The sequence below is a fragment of the Nonomuraea sp. NPDC004186 genome (assembly GCF_053603495.1).
On record NZ_JBSGFQ010000051.1, the window covers coordinates 75,017 to 90,465 of the forward strand.

A 15,449-nucleotide genomic window follows, 5' to 3' on the forward strand; every position below is an offset into this window, starting at 1 on the left:
CTCTGAGTCATCGGTGGATGGAATGGGCGCGCCCCGGAGAAGGGGCGCGCCCCGAGCAGGGTCAGCGGCGGCGTCCGCGCTTCACCTTCAGCTCCTCGAAGCGCGGCGCGTCGCCGTCCCGCACCCGTCCCCAGGCCCTGGCGTACAGGTCGGCGGCGGGTTCGGCGGGCACGAGCGGCACCCCGGTCGACTCCGTCACGTCGAACATCGCGAGCTTCCACTGCTCCAGCGGCAGCCGCGGCGCGCTCTGCGCCGTCCACCCGCCGGGCAGGAACAGCGACCGCCCCGCCCGCTCGCGGGTGGCCCGCACGACCAGGTCGGTGTCGGCCAGCTCGGCGTGGGCCGACTTGAGCCGGGCGGGCTTCCAGCCGGTCCACCGCGCCGCGTTCCGGTCGGCCGGGTCGGGCATGGCCAGCAGCATCAGGTACGCGGTCGCGGCGTCCTCGCCCAGCCCGAACTCCTTGGCCACCTCGACGACCAGATGGGGCACGGAACGGCTGGGGTCCTGCGGCCACCACGTGCCGTCGGCCCCGCGTTCCCCGGCGAGCGGGTCCCCGGGGTCGGCCAGCAGGGCCTCGAAGCGCGGGCCGCGGACGGTCCGCAGCGCCTCCATGGCCGGGAACGACCCCTCCGAGCCGATGAGGGCCCGCAGGTAGGGGTCGTCGCCGGCCTCGTCCAGGAGCGACACGCGGACGGCGGGCGCGGGCCGGTCGTCGTGGGTGGCCATGAGGACGGCGCCGTACCTTTCGTACCCCTCGCCGGTCTCGGTGGGCGTGCCGGCCGCCTTGCGGAAGGCGGGCAGGTCGACGTACCGGCCGAGGTCGAGCAGCAGGCCGGGGGCGGCCAGCCGGTCGCGGACGGCGGCCAGCGCGCCGGGCAGCGCGGCCCTGATCGGGTCGCCCGCGGGCAGCCGGTGCGCGAGCCAGCGCGACATCACGATGGCCGTGTGCAGGGTGTCGGCCGTGAAGCCGGTGGCGTTCTGGTCGGCGGGGTGGGCGCGGTCGCCCCGGATGGCCCAGGCCAGGTCGCGGCCGAGCTCGGGCTCGCCGGCCGGGTCGATGAGGGCGCGCAGCGCGCGGCCGGTGTCCCACCCGGTCCTGACCGTGCGGGACGCCTCGCCGAGCAGCCATTCGGGCACGGCCATCTGGTGGCCGATCCTGTCGTTCCAGACGGCCGCCGCGGCGGCCACGTCGGGACCGTCGCTCCAGAGCCGGGCGGGCTCCTGAGGCAGCAGCGCGGCGACGACCGCCCGCCGGATCCCCGCGCCGATCTTGCGCAGCTCGTTGCGGGCGATGGCGGCGTCGGCCACCTTCACGCCGATCGTGGTGCGGGTCTCCTTGGCGAGGAAGGAGTGCTCGTACGAGTCGACGGACGGCAGGCCTGCCACGACCAGCCGGGCCATCGTCAGGGAGACGCCGGTGAGCCGGGAGAACTCCTCGGCCGCCTCCGGCCGCCAGGGCGCGGGCCCGCGTTCGGCCAGCTCGGCGCGGAACGCCTCCAGCCACCCCTGCGGCCGATCCACGCCGACCGGGCCGGAGGAGCTCAGCGTGTACGGCTGCGGCACGTCGAACCGCCCGGACGGGTCGTGGAACAGCGCCGTCCACCGGGTCGCGGAGTCGTCGGGCGAGTCGTGGCCGAAGAGCACCAGGAACGCGCCGCCCTCCAGCGGCAGGCCCCCGAACCAGTTGCCCTCGCGCCACTCGCCGTCGGGCTTCTTCAGGTACCGGTTGGGCAGGTGGACGGCGACGCGGCGCCACCGCGAAGGGTCGGCCGCCGTGGGCAGCCCGGCCTCGGCCAGGGCCTGCAGCAGCCGCTCCTGTGTGACGCGGTGCTCCTCGGCGATGGTCGCCGATCCGGTGCGGTAGGCCACCGCGGCCAGGTGGTCGAGCATCGGCTCCCAGTCCAGGCTGGAGTACGGCAGCTCCGGCCGGTCGAGGTGGATGTGACCCACCCCGGCCGGAGCGTCGTCCGCCAGCGCCTGGATCCTCCGGACCTGCTGGAAGGCCCCGTCGGTCTCGTGGCGCCAGTAGTAGGAGGTGGAGATGTCCAGCCCGCTGAGCGCCTCCTGGAGTTCGTAGTCCGTGGGGCCCACGGGAGCCTGCTCGCGGTGTCCGCCGGCCAGTGCCTCGGTGAGCCTGGCGGCGACGGCGTCCAGCGAGGCCTGCTGCGCGCCGGCGAACCGCACGATCCCGGCGATGCCCGCCACCAGCCCGTCGTGGCTGACCTGGGGCAGCAGCTCCCGGATCCGCGCCGGCAGGTCCTCCTCGCGGGCCGCGGCCAGCAGCCGCGAAGCGGTGTCCGGGCCGAGCTCGCGCAGGGCGGCCGACCCCTCGGGGTCCCTCGCCCGCAGGTGGTGCCAGTAGCGCAGCGGCGGCAGGATGATCGTGCCCTCGCCGAACGCGCCGGGAGCGGCGTCGGTCTTGGCGGTGGAGACGCGCACGCCGTCGGCATCGACCAGTTCGACCCGGTAGCTCCCCTTGAGGACGGCCACGGGCCGGTCGGTGCCGGGGAAGGTCAGGATGCGCGCCGGTTTGCCGCCGTCGGGCGGGAGGGTGATCGCGCGGCCGGACAGGTCCTCGCCGCGCAGCGAACCGTCGGGCAGCCGCGTCACCCGCCAGCCGAGCAGCCCGCCCACGGGCACGCTCCCCGGGGTCGCCTCCTCGGACGGGGCGGGCAGCAGCCAGCCCCCGTGCAACGTCGTGCCCGCGGGGATGTCGGTGAGGAAGGCGGGCATGCTCTTCCTGCCGTGCTCCCCGCTGACCGGGTCGTACTCGTGCCAGCCGAGGGTGTCGTGGTCGGACCCGTCCCAGGTCCACACCCAGTAGGAGGTGCCGTCGGTGATCACGGACCGTTCGAGGGGGACGGTGGTGTCGCCGGCGTGCACCACGCCGAGCCCGGTGGTGCGGCCGCCGCCGGGCAGCGCCAGGGTGACCGCGTCGTCGCCGCGGTACCAGTCCATGCGCGTGCCCCGGGTGCTGCCGCTCTGGCTCTCGACGGCGTGGACGCGGTCGGCCGAGGTGTGCCAGTAGCCGCGGTAGGCGTAGTCGGCGGTGCGGGACTGCCAGTAGACGAACAGGTCGCCGTCGACGTAGTGGTAGCCGATGTCGTTATACGTGTCGTTGGGCGGGATGCGCAGGTCGTGGGTGAGCACGGCGCCCTCGCGATCGAGCACGCGGACCTGCCGGGAGCCCGCCGCGATCAGGTACGGCCAGGCGTCGGCGACCACGATGTCGTCGACGTCCTTCCTCGGTACGAGGGTCGCGGCGGCCTCCTCCCAGGCCGGCCAGCCCAGCTCATCGAAGATCCCGGTCCGCAGCGTTCGGGCGAGCACGGGGGAGACGTCGGCCGCGGCGGCCTGGCGTACCTCGTCCTCGGCCAGGACCAGGGCCTCGCCCGGCAGCCAGGACAGCCGCCGCAGCGCCTCGGGCAGCTCGGGCAGCCCGGCGGACGTCGACCGCGCGCAGACCTTGCGCACCCACTCGGCCAGCATCGGCCGGCTGCCGTCGGAGGCGGCCAGCAGGCGGACGGCGCGCAGCCCGTCGGAGTCGCCGGTGAACGTGTCGGCCGAGCGCTGGAAGGCCGCCGTGAACCGGCCGTCGGCGGCCAGCGCGGCCAGGTCGCGCTGCCCCTCGCCCTTCGCCCAGTGCTCCAGCCGCAGGTAGTCGCCCTCGCCGGGGTCGGCCACGGGCAGGCCGAGCGCGAGGAACAGGTCGAGCAGATCGACGTCGTACGGGTCCGTCAGCCGGGTCGTGGTGCCGGCGAGCTCGGCGCGCAGCCGGTCGGCGGCCCGCTCGACGAGCGTGTAGAGGACCGGCAGCCGCGGCGGCAGGCCATAGGTGGCGTTGCGGGTGGTGAGGAAGCGCCGGAGCCAGCCCGACGCGCCGTCCTCCGGCACCTGGCCCGAGACGAGGTCGTCGACGGCGCCCGCCGCCTCGAGGACGTCCAGCCACACACCGGGCACGTCGTTGTCGTGGCTCTGCGGCATGACGGCGAGCAGCGTCGCGCGCACCTCGGGCTCGCGCGCGCCCAGCGCCCCGATCGCCGCGCGGTGTGCCTTCCACCAGCCGGTGGCGGCCCGCAGGGTGGCGGGCAGGGCGAGCAGCTCGCGCAGGTACGACTGCTCGGTCGCGTCGGCGTCCACGCCGGCCGCCCTGGCCAGGCGGCGCAGGTCGGTGGCCATCTGGGCGGAGGGGGGCATCCCGCCCGCCGTGCGCCGCACGCACAGCTGGGAGAAGCGGCGCAGCGCCTCGTCGGCGGACACCCGGGCGGCCAGCTCCTTGGCGTAACCGGACAGCACCTTGACCGGCAGCGCCCCCGCCAGCGCGAACTCCAGGAACACCGAGTCGAGCCGGTCCTCGTCGACCTCCAGCCCGTGCTCGGCCTCCGCCTTGCGGGCGCTGGAGAACATCTGGGAGGCGTAGGTGGCGTTCTCCACGCCGATGAACACCCGCCCGGCCTGCTCGTAGAAGGTGGGCAGGAAGTGCGGAACGGACGCGCCGAGCCGGCGGGCCAGCTCGTGGTAGCCGTCGAGCGCGTTCTTGGGCTTGGACTTGGCCTGGCGGGAGATCCGCTCCAGCTCCGGGACGACGGCGAGCGCGTGCTGCCCGTCGCCGGGGTAGTGCACCAGCACCCACTCGGGGAAGCCGAGCGAACGCCTTAACCCGAGCCCGACCACCGCCGGCTCCCCGTCGGGCTCCAGGCCCAGGAACCCGGCGGCCAGGTCCTCGGCCGCGCCCAGCTCGCCCGCGACCAGGCGCACGACCACGCGGTCGTCGAGCACGGGGTGACGGTAGCGGCGGGCGGTCATCGGCACGGCGCCCTCGACCGCGCTCTCGGTGTCCGGCGGCAGGATCGCTCCGGCCTTCAGCAGCTGCTCACTCATGCGTCCTTGCCCTCCTCGACCTTGCGCCCCGCGTACAGCGCCGCGGCCATCCGCATCCCCTCCGACCAGGCCACCGGGCCGACCTCACGCAGCGGCAGCGTCCTGCCGTCGAGGTCCTGCCAGGTCAGGCCGCCCGTGCTCACCTCGTCCTCCCAGTACGGCTCGCCGATCCAGACGCTCGCCTCGGTGATGGCCCCTGCGTCGCGGACCCGGCAGGTGGCGTAGCCGCCGGTGACCCGGTAGCCGAGCGTGGTGGCCCGCGCGGCCAGGCCGAAGCGGGAGTCGTACGTGCCGCCGGAGAACTCCGTCACGGTCGTCGCCCTGACGTCCAGGTCGGCGGGCTTGCGCCAGGTGGCGCGGTGGATCTGCTCGACCTTCTGGACCACGCCCAGCTCGGCGGCGAACTCCCGCAGGTCGTCGAGGTCGGGCAGCAGCACCGGGTGGGGCAGCGTCACCGTGCGCGGCGACAGCCGTACGGTCTCGCCGTCGAGGTTGACCACGCGCAGCTCGCCCGTCTCGGTGGCGTCGCGCAGGAAGCCCACCTCGTCGGGGTCGTCGCCGACCACGGCCAGGTCGCGCAGCGCCGACTGCCACGCCTCGTCCGGCCACACCCGGGCCAGCAGCCCGGTCGGCACGGGCAGGGACGACACCATCCACAGGTCCGCCTGCGCCACGCACGCGGCGGCGTGGCGGTCGAGCCACTCGGCGAACCGGCGCAGCCGGTCCACCTCGGGGTGATCACGCAACGCCTTCGGCAGCGATTTCAGCTGCCGTCCCGCCGATCGGCCGGAGGTGGCTCGCGCCGCCACCCGGCCTTCTATCAGGGCAACCTCGTACCCGTCGCCCGCTGCCAGCCAACCCAACGGTCCCCGCCTTCCAGACGCCCGAATCCGGGCATGAAACCTCGAATGAGCAGGGCTTTCCGTGCCCCTGCCGCTGTTGTTGCGCCGAACCTAGCGGCCCTGACCGACAAATGCGTGGATCTCGCGAATTATCGGGCAAGCGGTCTTGTCACGGTGCGGGCCGTGCCCGACGATCGTCGCGACGGGCGAGCGCGCGGGGGTGACGGTTCGTGGGCGGCAGGTCTTCGATCGTGATCGGCGGGCTGGCGGCGGTCCTGTCCCTGACGTCGTGCAGCGGCGACGGACCTGCGGAAACGACCCCCTCCACGGCGAGCTCCCCGTCCGCCGGCACGCCGTCCCCCAGCGCGCCGGTGGCCTGGGCGCAGGGCCTCTGCCTCGACGTCCGGGTGCCCAAACCGGACACCCAGGTCCCGGCGCCGGTCGACTGCACCCTGGCGACGGCCGGCGTGCGGATCATCCGGCTGGTGGCCCAGGGCGAGGGCGCCGCGAAGTGCCCGCCCGACTCCGACGGCTGGCTGGACGACCCGGCGGGCTCCCGGACGGCCTGCCTGCGCAACCGCGTCGGCCCGCATCCCGGGGACCCCGGCAAGGGCGGCGGCGTCCTGAAGGCCGGCGACTGCACGCTCATCCAGGACGGCGACGTCCAGGAACGGGCCTGCTTCGACGCCCACGGCCCCGGCAGGATCCGCTCCTTCACCAGGACGAAGAAGGCGTGCGAGCGCAGGATCTGGTCGTACGCCTACAAGTGGAACGGCTCGTACGTCTGCGTCGGCCCCGGCGAGGACGCCACGGACGTCGGCCCCAGGTACGAGCCCGGCAATTGCCTGACCGCGCCGAAGACCAAGAAGCGCAAGACCGTGTTCGGGACCGAGACGGCCATCGTCGGCGGCCTCCGTCACCTGCGTCCGGCGGTTGTGACCCCCGATAGGCTGGCGGCATGATCTTAGTGACCGGCGCCACCGGTAACGTCGGCTCCGAACTCGTCGCCGCGCTGGCCTCGGCCGGCTGGCCGGTCCGGGCGCTCGTCCGGGACCCGCGCCGCGCCGCCCTCCCGGCCGGCGCCGAGCCCGTGACCGGCGACCTCAACCGGCCGGAGAGCCTGGCCGGAGCGCTCGACGGCGCCCAGGGGCTGTTCCTCATGCCGGGCTACGCGGACATGCCCGGGCTGCTGGCCCTGGCCCGCGACGCCGGCGTGCGGCACGTCGTGCTCCTGTCCGGCGGCTCGGCCGCGCTGGAGGACCTCGGGAACGCGGTCTCCCGCTACATGACGCTCTCGGAGCGGGCCGTGCGCGAGTCGGGTCTGGCCTGGACCTTCCTGCGGCCCAGGTCGTTCATGTCCAACGCGCTGCGCTGGCTCCCGCAGCTCGAGGCCGGCGACGTGGTGCGGGTGCCGTTCGCCGACGTGCCGGTCGCGGCCGTCGACCCGTACGACATCGCGGCCGTCGCGGCCCGCGCGCTGCTGAGCGGCGAGCACGAGGGCCGGATCCACGAGCTGACCGGCTCCCGCGCGCTGCTGCCCGCCGACCAGGTCGCCGTTCTCGCCCAGGTGCTGGGCCGGGACCTGCGGTGCGAAGGGCTGACGAACAGCCAGGCGCGCGCCGAGATGGAGGCGGGCATGCCGGTCGAGTACGTCGACGCCTTCTTCCAGTTCTTCGTGGACGGCACGCTCGACGAGACGACGGTCCACCCGACCGTGGAGGACGTGCTCGGACGGCCGCCGCGCACGTTCGAGCAGTGGGCGCGGGACCACGCGGACGCCTTCCGCAAGAGCTAGCCCGCCAGGTGGGTGGGGGCGAACATGCGCAGGGTCGCGGGCAGCACGACGACGCTCGGCCCCGGGGTCCGCAGCGCCCGCGCGAGGTCGCTCTCCAGGTCCTCCGGAGTGGTGCGCCGGGCCGGCACGCCGAAGGCCGCCGCGAGGGCGGCGAAGTCCGGCCTGGCCAGCTCGGTCCCCGTGGCGGCGCCGAACGCGTCCGTCATGTACTCGCGCAGGATGCCGTAGCCGCCGTCGTCCACGATCAGCCAGGTCACGTCGAGCCGGTGCTGGTGCAGCGTGGCCAGCTCGGCCAGGCCGTACATGGCCCCTCCGTCGCCGCTGACCGCGAGCACCGGCCCGCCGGTGGCGGCGGCCGCGCCGAGCGCGGCGGGCAGCGCGTAGCCGAGCCCGCCCGCGCCCTGCGCCGACTCCATCGGCCGCGGCCAGGCGGACCAGGCCCAGTACGCCAGGATCGTCATGTCCCAGAAGCTCAGGGCCTGTTCCGGTAGCGCGCGGTCGATGGCCGCGAGCAGCGACCGTTCGAGCGCGAGGTCCTGCGCGTCCAGCCGCGCGGCGACGCGCCCGAGCACGTCGCGCACCGCCGACTGGGCCGCCGACCGCACCGCCGACTGGGCCGCCGGTTGGGCCCCCGGCCGGCCCGCTGCCCCGTCCCGGCCGGTACGCGCGCCCTTCACGGCCCGCGCCAGCTCCTCCAGCGCCGCCCGGGCGTCCGCGTGCACGGCCAGCGCCGGATGGTTGGACTCGAGCTTGCCGAGATCGGCCTCGATCTGCACCACCCGGCCCCGCGGCCGCATCGTGTGGTAGTTGCTGGACAGTTCCCCCAGCCCCGAGCCCACGACCAGCAGCACGTCGGCCTCCTCCAGGAACGCCGTCAGGTGCCGGTCCTCCAGCCACGACTGGAGCGACAGCGGGTGCTCCCAGGGGAAGGCGCCCTTCGCGCCGAACGTGGTGGCGACCGGCGCGTCCAGCTCCTGGGCCAGCTCCAGCAGGGCCGCCTGGGCGCCGGCGCGCACCACCCCGCCGCCGGCCAGGATCACCGGATTGGCCGCCCGTACCAGCAGGTCCGCCGCCGCGGCGACGAGCTCGGCCCGCGGGGCGAGCGGTCTCGGCGCCACCCGGAGCTCGGTCACCGCCGGGATCCCGGTCTCGGCGAGCAGCACGTCCTGCGGGATCTCCACCAGGACCGGGCCCGCGGGCGCGGTCAGCGCGAGCTCCCACGCCTCGGCCAGCGCCGGCGCGATCTGCCCGGCCGTCCGCACCACGCGGGCCGACTTCACGACGTCCCTGAAGGCCGCGGCCTGGTCCGGCAGCTCGTGCAGGTAGCCCTTGCGCCGCCCGCCCAGCCCGTCCGCGGGGATCTGGCTGCTGACGACCAGCACGGGGACGCCGGCCGCGCGGGACTCCATGAGCGCGGGGAGGGTGCCCAGCGCGCCCGGGCCGGTGGAGACCATCAAAGGCGTGACCGAGCCGGTCGCGCGGGCGTGGCCGTCGGCCGCGAAGGCGACGCTCAGCTCGGTACGGCACCCCACGTAGCGCAGGTCAGAGCGGCGCAGCGCGTCGAACAGGCCGAGCGCGTGCTGCCCCGGCTCGCCGAAGACCGTGGTGGCGCCGAGCGCGGCCAGCGACTCGACGACCAGGTCGCCGCCCGTCCGCACGGCTTGTCCCCGTGACATGGTCGGATCCTTTCCTCTACAGGACCTTGGCCAGGAAGGCCCTGGTCCGCTCGTGCCTGGGCCGGGCGATCAGCTCGGCGGCCGGTCCCGCCTCGACGACCAGCCCGTCGTCCATGAAGACGACGTGGTCGGCGACCTCGCGGGCGAACCCGATCTCGTGCGTCACCACGACCATCGTCATCCCCGCTCCGGCCAGGTCCTTCATCACGTCGAGGACCTCGCCGACGAGCTCGGGGTCGAGCGCGCTGGTCGGCTCGTCGAACAGCATCAGCTTGGGCTTCATGGCCAGGGCCCGGGCGATGGCCACGCGCTGCTGCTGGCCCCCGGACAGCTGAGCGGGGAGGTGGCCGGCCCGCTCCTCCAGGCCGACCCGCCGCAGCAGGTCGAGCGCCTCCTGCCGGACGGCCTCGCGGGGGCGGCCGAGCACGTACACGGGCGCCTCCATGACGTTCTCCAGCGCGGTGCGGTGCGGGAAGAGGTTGAAGCGCTGGAACACCATGCCGATGTCCCGCCGCTGGTCGGCCACCTCGCGCGGGCGCATCTCGTACTTCTTGCCGCCGGAGCGGCGGTAGCCGACCAGGTGGCCGTCGACCCAGATCTCCCCGGCGTCGAGCCGTTCGAGGTGGTTGACGCAGCGCAGGAAGGTCGACTTGCCCGAGCCCGACGGGCCGAGCAGGCACACCACCTGGCCGGCGTGGACCGTCAGGTCGATGCCCTTGAGCACCTCGACCTTCCCGAAGCTCTTGCGCACGCCCCGCGCGCTGAGCAGTTCGTTCACGATCGGCCTCCGAACCGTCGTTCGAGCCGTGACTGGGCCAAGGTCAGCAGCGTGGTCAGGACGAGGTACCAGAGGCTGGCGACGATCAGCAGCGGGATCTGCTGGAAGTTGCGGCCGTAGATCAGCTGGGCGCTGGTCAGCAGGTCGGGGAGGCCGATGACCAGCACCAGGGAGGTGAGCTTGAGCATCGAGATCGCCTCGTTGGCGGTCGGCGGCACGATCACCCGGGCCGCCTGGGGCAGGATGACGCGCCGGTAGACCAGCGCGGGCCGCATGCCCAGCGCCTCGGCGGCCTCCCGCTGCCCGTGGTCGACCGAGCCGATGCCCGCTCTGACGATCTCGGCCATGTACGCCGCCTCGTTCAGCCCGAGGCCGAGGATGGCCGCGGTGAACGGCGTGATCAGCGCGTTGACCGGCGCGGAGAAGAACTCGGGGCCGAAGGGGACGCCCAGGCTGATCCGCGGCATCACGGCGCCCAGGAAGAACCAGAACAGCAGCTGGACCAGGATGGGCGTGCCGCGGAAGAGCCAGACATAGGCGGCGGCGACCCAGCGCAGCAGCGGATTGTCCGACAGCCGCATGATCGCCAGCGCGGTGCCGAGCACGGCGCCCGCCAGCATGGCCAGCGCCGTCAGCTCGACCGTGAGCAGCAGCCCGCGCATGATCGAGCGCTCGAAGAGGTAGCCGGCCACCAGGTCGGGCCGGAGCGCCGGGGTGGTCACCACGAAGTTGACCGCCATCGCGGCCAGCACCGCGAGCACCGCGGCGGCCACCCACCGGCCGGGCCGCCGCAGCGGCACGATCGGCTCGGTCATGTGCTCCCGGGCGCTGGTCATGCGCCCGCGTTGATCGCGGCGTCCTTGAACGCCTGCGCCTGCAGGTTCCACTTGGCCAGGAGCTGGTCGTAGGTCCCGTTCGCGATGAGCTTCTTCAGCGCGGCCTGAACGGCGTCACGCAACTGCGGCTTGCCCTTCGGGACCGGGATGCCGACGGGAAGCGGGTCGATCGCGCTCACCGCGACCTCGAACTGCTGCGGAGCCTGCTTCACGCTGTAGGCCAGGGTCAGGTCGAGCGCGGCGACCATGTCGGCCCGCCCGGACTGCAGGGCCTGTACGGCGCTCGCCTGGTCGGGGAAGGGGACCTTCTCCACGGCCGGTTTTCCGGCCCCGGCGCACTTCTTCGTGACGTCGTCCACGAGCAGGTCGCCGGTCGCGGCCTTCTCGACCGCGACCTTCCTGCCGCACATGTCGAGGGCCTCCTTGACGCCCTGCGGGTTGCCCTTGGCCACCATGAGCGCCGACCCGGACTTGAGGTAGTCGACGAAGTCCACCTGCTCCTGGCGTTCCTTCTTGTCGAGCATGCTGGTCAGGCCGAGGTCGTAGCGGCCCGCGTTGAGGCCGCCGATGATGCCGTCGAAGCTGACGTTCTCGAAGGCGAACTCCACACCCAGCACCTCGCCGAGCGCCTTGCCGAGGTCGGCGTCGAACCCGAGCACGGTCTTGTTGTCGGTGTCGAAGAACTCCATGGGCGGGAAGGAGACGCCGGAGGCCACCCGTATCTTGCCGGCCTGCCGGATGTCGGCCGGGAGCAGCTGGGCAGCCGCCTCGTCCTTCGCGCCTGCCGCGATCTCGGTCTTGGGGGCGGCCGCCGTGGTGGTCTCCTCGGGCGCGGCGCAGCCGGTGAGGGCCAATCCGGCGAAGAGGGTGATGGCAAGTGCTCTTCTCATGTGGTGCCGTGCCTTCCCGAACAGGGGCGAATGACTACCGAGTGTGAAGGCCGTACCCCCAACCTTCAATCGGGGCAGCACTCAAGACCCGCCATATCCTTTGTGGGTGACCACAAAGGTGTCCGTGGAGGACCTGCTGCGCTCTCCCGCACTCCAGCTACGGCTCCTGGCCGGTGAGGCGGGGCTGGGGCGGTCGGTGTCGTGGGCGCACGTCAGCGAGCTCGACGACCCCACGCCGTGGCTGCTCGGCGCGGAGGTCATCATGACGACGGGGATCGCGATCCCGCGCCAGGCCGCCAAACAGCGCGCCTACCTGGAGCGGCTCGACGACGCGGGCGTGTCGGCGCTCGCCCTGTCGGCGGCGCTGCACGTGCCGCCGCTGCAGGATGCGTTCATCCAGGCCGCCGAGGAGCGGGGGATGCCCGTGCTCGAGGTGCCGCTGGCCGTGCCGTTCATCGCGATCGCCCAGGAGGTGGCCGCGGCCGTGCAGGAGGACGCCAGGCAGCGCCTCGGCGCGCAGCTGCAGGTGTTCGGGGCGCTGCGCTGGCTGGCGGCCGAGGATCTCGACAGCGCGACGCTGTTCAAGCGGCTGGAGCGGCTGTCCGGATACGAGGTCTATCTGTGCACCACGCAGGGGCGGCCACTGCTGCCGGGGGTGCCGGTGCCCGACGTCGCGGTGCTGCCTTCCGAGCCGGAGGCGCCGCCCACCATCCCCGGTGGTTTCGTCCTGCCCGTGCCCGCGCCGGGAGGCCCGGCGGGCTTCCTCGTCGCCTTCGAGCGCCAGGGGGCCAGGCCCGCCGGGCTGGCCGTGGTGCAGCACATCGCCACGGTTGCCGCCCTGCAGGTGGCCATGGCCCGCAACGAGCGCGAGACGCTACGCCGCCAGGGCGCCGAGACCCTGTCCGAGCTGCTCCAGGACGTCCTCGACCCGGCCGCGGCGCGGCGGCGCCTGGTCAGGATGGGCATCCCCGTGGAGGCCGAGCTGGCCCTCCTCGTGATCAGGAACGTGCCCGACGAGGCCATCCACCGGGCGCTCGACGACGCGCCGCACCTGATGCTGCGCCGCGGCGACGACCGCTACGTGCTCGGCTCGCCCGCCCTCGGCCCGGCGATCGCCGCGCTGCCGGGCGTCGCGGCGGGCATGAGCAGGCCGTTCCCGCCGGGGGAATCCATGCAGATCCCCAAGCGGGAGGCGGTGTGGGCGGCCTCCTCGGCGTCCGAGTCGGGACGCGCGCTGATCCACTACGGCGACGACACCACCGGCCGGTGGCTGCCCGACGACCCGTGGGCGCTCACCGCGCTGGTCGAGAACGTGCTCGGCAAGGCGCTCGCCTACGACTCCGCGCACGGGTCCCAGCTCCTGACGTCCGTGCGGACCTGGATGGAGCGTGACCGGCGCACCGAGGACGCCGCGACCGCGCTGCACATCCATCCCAACACCCTGGCCTACCGCCTGCGCAGGTTCGCCGAGCTGACGGGCCGCGACCTGACGTCCACCGCCGCGTTCGCGGAGGTCTGGCTGGCCCTGCGGGCGGGTCGCCAGCTCGGTCTCATGGACTGACGCCGCGACAGCTCGGGATGCCCGGCCCCGGGTGGCCCGGGGCCGGGCGGGCGCGGTCAGGGCTCAGGCGTCCTCGTCCACCTGGATGGCGGCCGCCGGGCAGACGGCGGCGGCCTCACGCACGGCGGCATGCCGGTCCGCGGCGGGCTCGGCCTCCAGCAGGATGACGATGCCGTCGTCCTCGTTCTGGTCGAACACCTCCGGCGCGATCAGCACGCACTGGCCCGCGCCGCAGCACTTGGCCTCGTCCACGATGATCTTCATCTGAGTCTCCTCCTCACCAGCGGACCGGGACCTGGCGCAGGCCGCCGACCACGAGGCCCTCCACCCGGTGCAGCTCCTCCACCGGCACGGCCAGCTCCAGGGTGGGCAGCTTGCGCAGCAGCACCTCGAGGACGACCTGCAGCTCGGTGCGGGCCAGGGACTGGCCGAGGCAGGAGTGGGAGCCGGAGCCGAAGGCCAGGTGCGGGTTCGGGGTGCGGGTCAGGTCCATCTCGGCGGCCGCGTCGAAGACGCTCTCGTCGCGGTTGGCGGCGGCCATGCTGCAGATCACGGTCGTGCCGCGGGGCAGCACCGTGCCGCTGACCTCGGTCTCCTCCTTCAGGTAGCGGGGCAGGCCGAAGCCGGAGTTGGCGTCGAAGCGCAGCACCTCCTCCACCGCCGTACGCACCAGCGACGGGTCGGCCAGCAGCCGCTCCCAGCGGGTGCGGTCGGCCAGCAGCATCCCCACCATCTTGCCGATCATGTTGGCGGTGGTCTCGTGCCCGGCCACGAGCAGCCCCATCCCGGTGGCCAGCAGCTCGACGTCCGTCAGGCCCTCGCCCTCGGCGGCGCTGGCCTCGATCAGCTCGCTGAGCAGGTCGTCGCCCGGCGTCACCCGCTTGGCGGCCACGTGCTCGGACATGTACTGGATGAACTCGGCCTGCGAGGCGTCGGTCTCCGCCTGGGTGAACTTGGTCAGGTTGAGCAGGCTGTCCGACCAGTGGGCGAAGCGGTCCCGGTCGGAGGCGGGCACGCCGAGCAGGTCGCAGATCACGTACACGGGCAGGGGGAAGCCCAGGGACGCCTTGAGGTCGCCGGGGGCGCCGTGCTCGACCATGTCGTCGATGAGCTGCTCGGCGATCTGCGCCATGGCGGGCCGCAGGGCGGCCATGCGCTTGGCGGTGAAGTACTTGCCGACCAGGCGCCGCCACCGCTGGTGCGGCTCCCCGCTGTCCGGGATGATCGCCGCCATCTCGCTGCTGAACAGCCCGCCGTCGTCGTTGGCCGACAGCCGGGCCGCGTCGGGCGCGTTCAGCAGGCGGGTGAAGCGCGGGTCGGCCAGCACCTGCTTGACGTCCTCGTACCGGGTGAGCAGCGTGGCCTCGTCGCCGCTGGGCAGCGTGACCCGCGCGACCGGGCACTTCCCCCGCAGGTCCGCCCACTCGGCAGGCGGCTCCAGCGCCGCCTCGCTCGGGATCGGATAGCTCAGGACCTGCTCGCTCTGCGTCATGCGGTATCTCCTCAAAAGGGTACGGAACTGGCGATGTTGCGCTCCAGGAATACCGGACGATGTCGTCCGGTTGCTACCGTACTCCTATGCCCAACACGCGTCGACCCAACAGAGGCCCCAGCGCCGCCGCCGAGAACCGCGCGGCGCTGATCGAGGCGGCCCGCGAGCTGTTCGCCACGGATGGCTTCGACGCGCCGCTCACCTCGATCGCGCGGGCGGCCGGGGTCGGCCAGGGCAGCCTCTACCGGCACTTCCCCGACCGCGTCAGCCTCGCGCTGGCCGTGTTCGACGACGGCATCAAGGCGCTGGAGGCGCTGGCCACCGACCCCGCGGCCACGCTCGACGACGTGCTGGCGCTGACGACCGATCAGGCGATCGCCTCGACGGCGTTCATCGCGATGGTCAGCGCCACGGATCCGCGCATCATGAGCCTGCGTTACCAGGTGGAGGCGCTGCTGGAGGGGCCGCTGGCCAGAGCGCGGGAGGCCGGCCGCGTGCGCGAGCACGTCACCGCCGAGGATCTGGTGACGGCGTTGGGCATGATCGCGGGGCTGCTTGCGAGTAGCCGGAGGACGTGGGCGGGGGGTCGGCGGCCGCCGCGGGGCCAGTTCTCGTACTCGTAGAGGCGGGCCTCGCGCAGTTCGGCATCAGGCTCCATCCGATGGGCGACGCCGGTCAGGGCGTGGTGCACATCATC

At 73.7% G+C, this 15,449-nt stretch carries 12 protein-coding genes; 4 read left to right on the plus strand and 8 right to left on the minus strand.

Annotated features, from left to right (window positions below):
• Window positions 1–61: 61 nt before the first annotated feature.
• Together ACWEPL_RS34935 and ACWEPL_RS34940 are read right to left on the minus strand one after the other, a co-directional pair.
• Complete coding sequence (locus ACWEPL_RS34935) at window positions 62–4,882, minus strand: DNA-binding protein (protein ID WP_452438719.1); 4,821 nt, start codon at window positions 4,880–4,882, stop codon at window positions 62–64.
• Complete coding sequence (locus ACWEPL_RS34940) at window positions 4,879–5,745, minus strand: DUF4132 domain-containing protein (RefSeq protein WP_350732156.1); 867 nt, start codon at window positions 5,743–5,745, stop codon at window positions 4,879–4,881. The genes ACWEPL_RS34935 and ACWEPL_RS34940 overlap by 4 nt, the downstream gene beginning before the upstream one ends.
• Before the next feature lie 209 nt (window positions 5,746–5,954).
• Between ACWEPL_RS34940 and ACWEPL_RS34945 the strand changes: the two genes are divergently transcribed.
• Window positions 5,955–6,686, plus strand: a complete 732-nt coding sequence (locus ACWEPL_RS34945; RefSeq protein WP_452438720.1) for a hypothetical protein — start codon at window positions 5,955–5,957, stop codon at window positions 6,684–6,686.
• Window positions 6,683–7,519 carry an NmrA family NAD(P)-binding protein gene (locus ACWEPL_RS34950; RefSeq protein WP_452438721.1) on the plus strand — a complete coding sequence of 279 codons (837 nt, stop codon included), beginning with the start codon at window positions 6,683–6,685 and terminating at the stop codon, window positions 7,517–7,519. The genes ACWEPL_RS34945 and ACWEPL_RS34950 overlap by 4 nt, the downstream gene beginning before the upstream one ends.
• Here ACWEPL_RS34950 and ACWEPL_RS34955 read toward each other — a convergent pair.
• From ACWEPL_RS34955 to ACWEPL_RS34970, 4 genes are read right to left on the minus strand one after another with little or no spacing between them, the layout of a single operon-like run.
• Window positions 7,516–9,195 (minus strand): thiamine pyrophosphate-binding protein, encoded by a 1,680-nt coding sequence (locus ACWEPL_RS34955; RefSeq protein WP_452438722.1) that lies wholly within the window; start codon window positions 9,193–9,195, stop codon window positions 7,516–7,518. The genes ACWEPL_RS34950 and ACWEPL_RS34955 overlap by 4 nt on opposite strands.
• 16 nt (window positions 9,196–9,211) lie before the next feature.
• Window positions 9,212–9,973, minus strand: a complete 762-nt coding sequence (locus ACWEPL_RS34960) for an amino acid ABC transporter ATP-binding protein (protein ID WP_449904708.1) — start codon at window positions 9,971–9,973, stop codon at window positions 9,212–9,214.
• Window positions 9,970–10,809 (minus strand): amino acid ABC transporter permease, encoded by an 840-nt coding sequence (locus ACWEPL_RS34965; RefSeq protein ID WP_363969412.1) that lies wholly within the window; start codon window positions 10,807–10,809, stop codon window positions 9,970–9,972. The genes ACWEPL_RS34960 and ACWEPL_RS34965 overlap by 4 nt, the downstream gene beginning before the upstream one ends.
• Window positions 10,806–11,699, minus strand: a complete 894-nt coding sequence (locus ACWEPL_RS34970; protein WP_452438723.1) for an ABC transporter substrate-binding protein — start codon at window positions 11,697–11,699, stop codon at window positions 10,806–10,808. The genes ACWEPL_RS34965 and ACWEPL_RS34970 overlap by 4 nt, the downstream gene beginning before the upstream one ends.
• A gap of 106 nt (window positions 11,700–11,805) precedes the next feature.
• Between ACWEPL_RS34970 and ACWEPL_RS34975 the strand changes: the two genes are divergently transcribed.
• Complete coding sequence (locus tag ACWEPL_RS34975; RefSeq protein ID WP_452438724.1) at window positions 11,806–13,260, plus strand: PucR family transcriptional regulator; 1,455 nt, start codon at window positions 11,806–11,808, stop codon at window positions 13,258–13,260.
• Between the two features lie 63 nt (window positions 13,261–13,323).
• Here ACWEPL_RS34975 and ACWEPL_RS34980 read toward each other — a convergent pair whose 3' ends face one another.
• Window positions 13,324–13,524 (minus strand): ferredoxin, encoded by a 201-nt coding sequence (locus ACWEPL_RS34980; protein WP_363969406.1) that lies wholly within the window; start codon window positions 13,522–13,524, stop codon window positions 13,324–13,326.
• Window positions 13,525–13,537: 13 nt separating this feature from the next.
• Window positions 13,538–14,752, minus strand: a complete 1,215-nt coding sequence (locus ACWEPL_RS34985; protein WP_363969404.1) for a cytochrome P450 — start codon at window positions 14,750–14,752, stop codon at window positions 13,538–13,540.
• An 86-nt stretch (window positions 14,753–14,838) separates the two neighbouring features.
• Between ACWEPL_RS34985 and ACWEPL_RS34990 the strand changes: the two genes are divergently transcribed.
• Window positions 14,839–15,375: a TetR family transcriptional regulator gene (locus ACWEPL_RS34990; protein WP_452438725.1), complete on the plus strand. Its 537-nt coding sequence runs from the start codon at window positions 14,839–14,841 to the stop codon at window positions 15,373–15,375.
• Window positions 15,376–15,449: the final 74 nt, after the last annotated feature.

Excerpts from the sequence above, each read along its gene's own strand:
- ACWEPL_RS34935 (WP_452438719.1), bottom strand. The coding sequence starts at position 4,882 with ATGAGTGAGCAGCTGCTGAAGGCCGGAGCGATCCTGCCGCCGGACACC.
- ACWEPL_RS34950 (WP_452438721.1), top strand. The coding sequence starts at position 6,683 with ATGATCTTAGTGACCGGCGCCACCGGTAACGTCGGCTCCGAACTCGTC.
- ACWEPL_RS34955 (WP_452438722.1), bottom strand. The coding sequence starts at position 9,195 with ATGTCACGGGGACAAGCCGTGCGGACGGGCGGCGACCTGGTCGTCGAG.
- ACWEPL_RS34965 (WP_363969412.1), bottom strand. The coding sequence starts at position 10,809 with ATGACCAGCGCCCGGGAGCACATGACCGAGCCGATCGTGCCGCTGCGG.
- ACWEPL_RS34970 (WP_452438723.1), bottom strand. The coding sequence starts at position 11,699 with ATGAGAAGAGCACTTGCCATCACCCTCTTCGCCGGATTGGCCCTCACC.
- ACWEPL_RS34980 (WP_363969406.1), bottom strand. The coding sequence starts at position 13,524 with ATGAAGATCATCGTGGACGAGGCCAAGTGCTGCGGCGCGGGCCAGTGC.
- ACWEPL_RS34985 (WP_363969404.1), bottom strand. The coding sequence starts at position 14,752 with ATGACGCAGAGCGAGCAGGTCCTGAGCTATCCGATCCCGAGCGAGGCG.
- ACWEPL_RS34990 (WP_452438725.1), top strand. The coding sequence starts at position 14,839 with ATGCCCAACACGCGTCGACCCAACAGAGGCCCCAGCGCCGCCGCCGAG.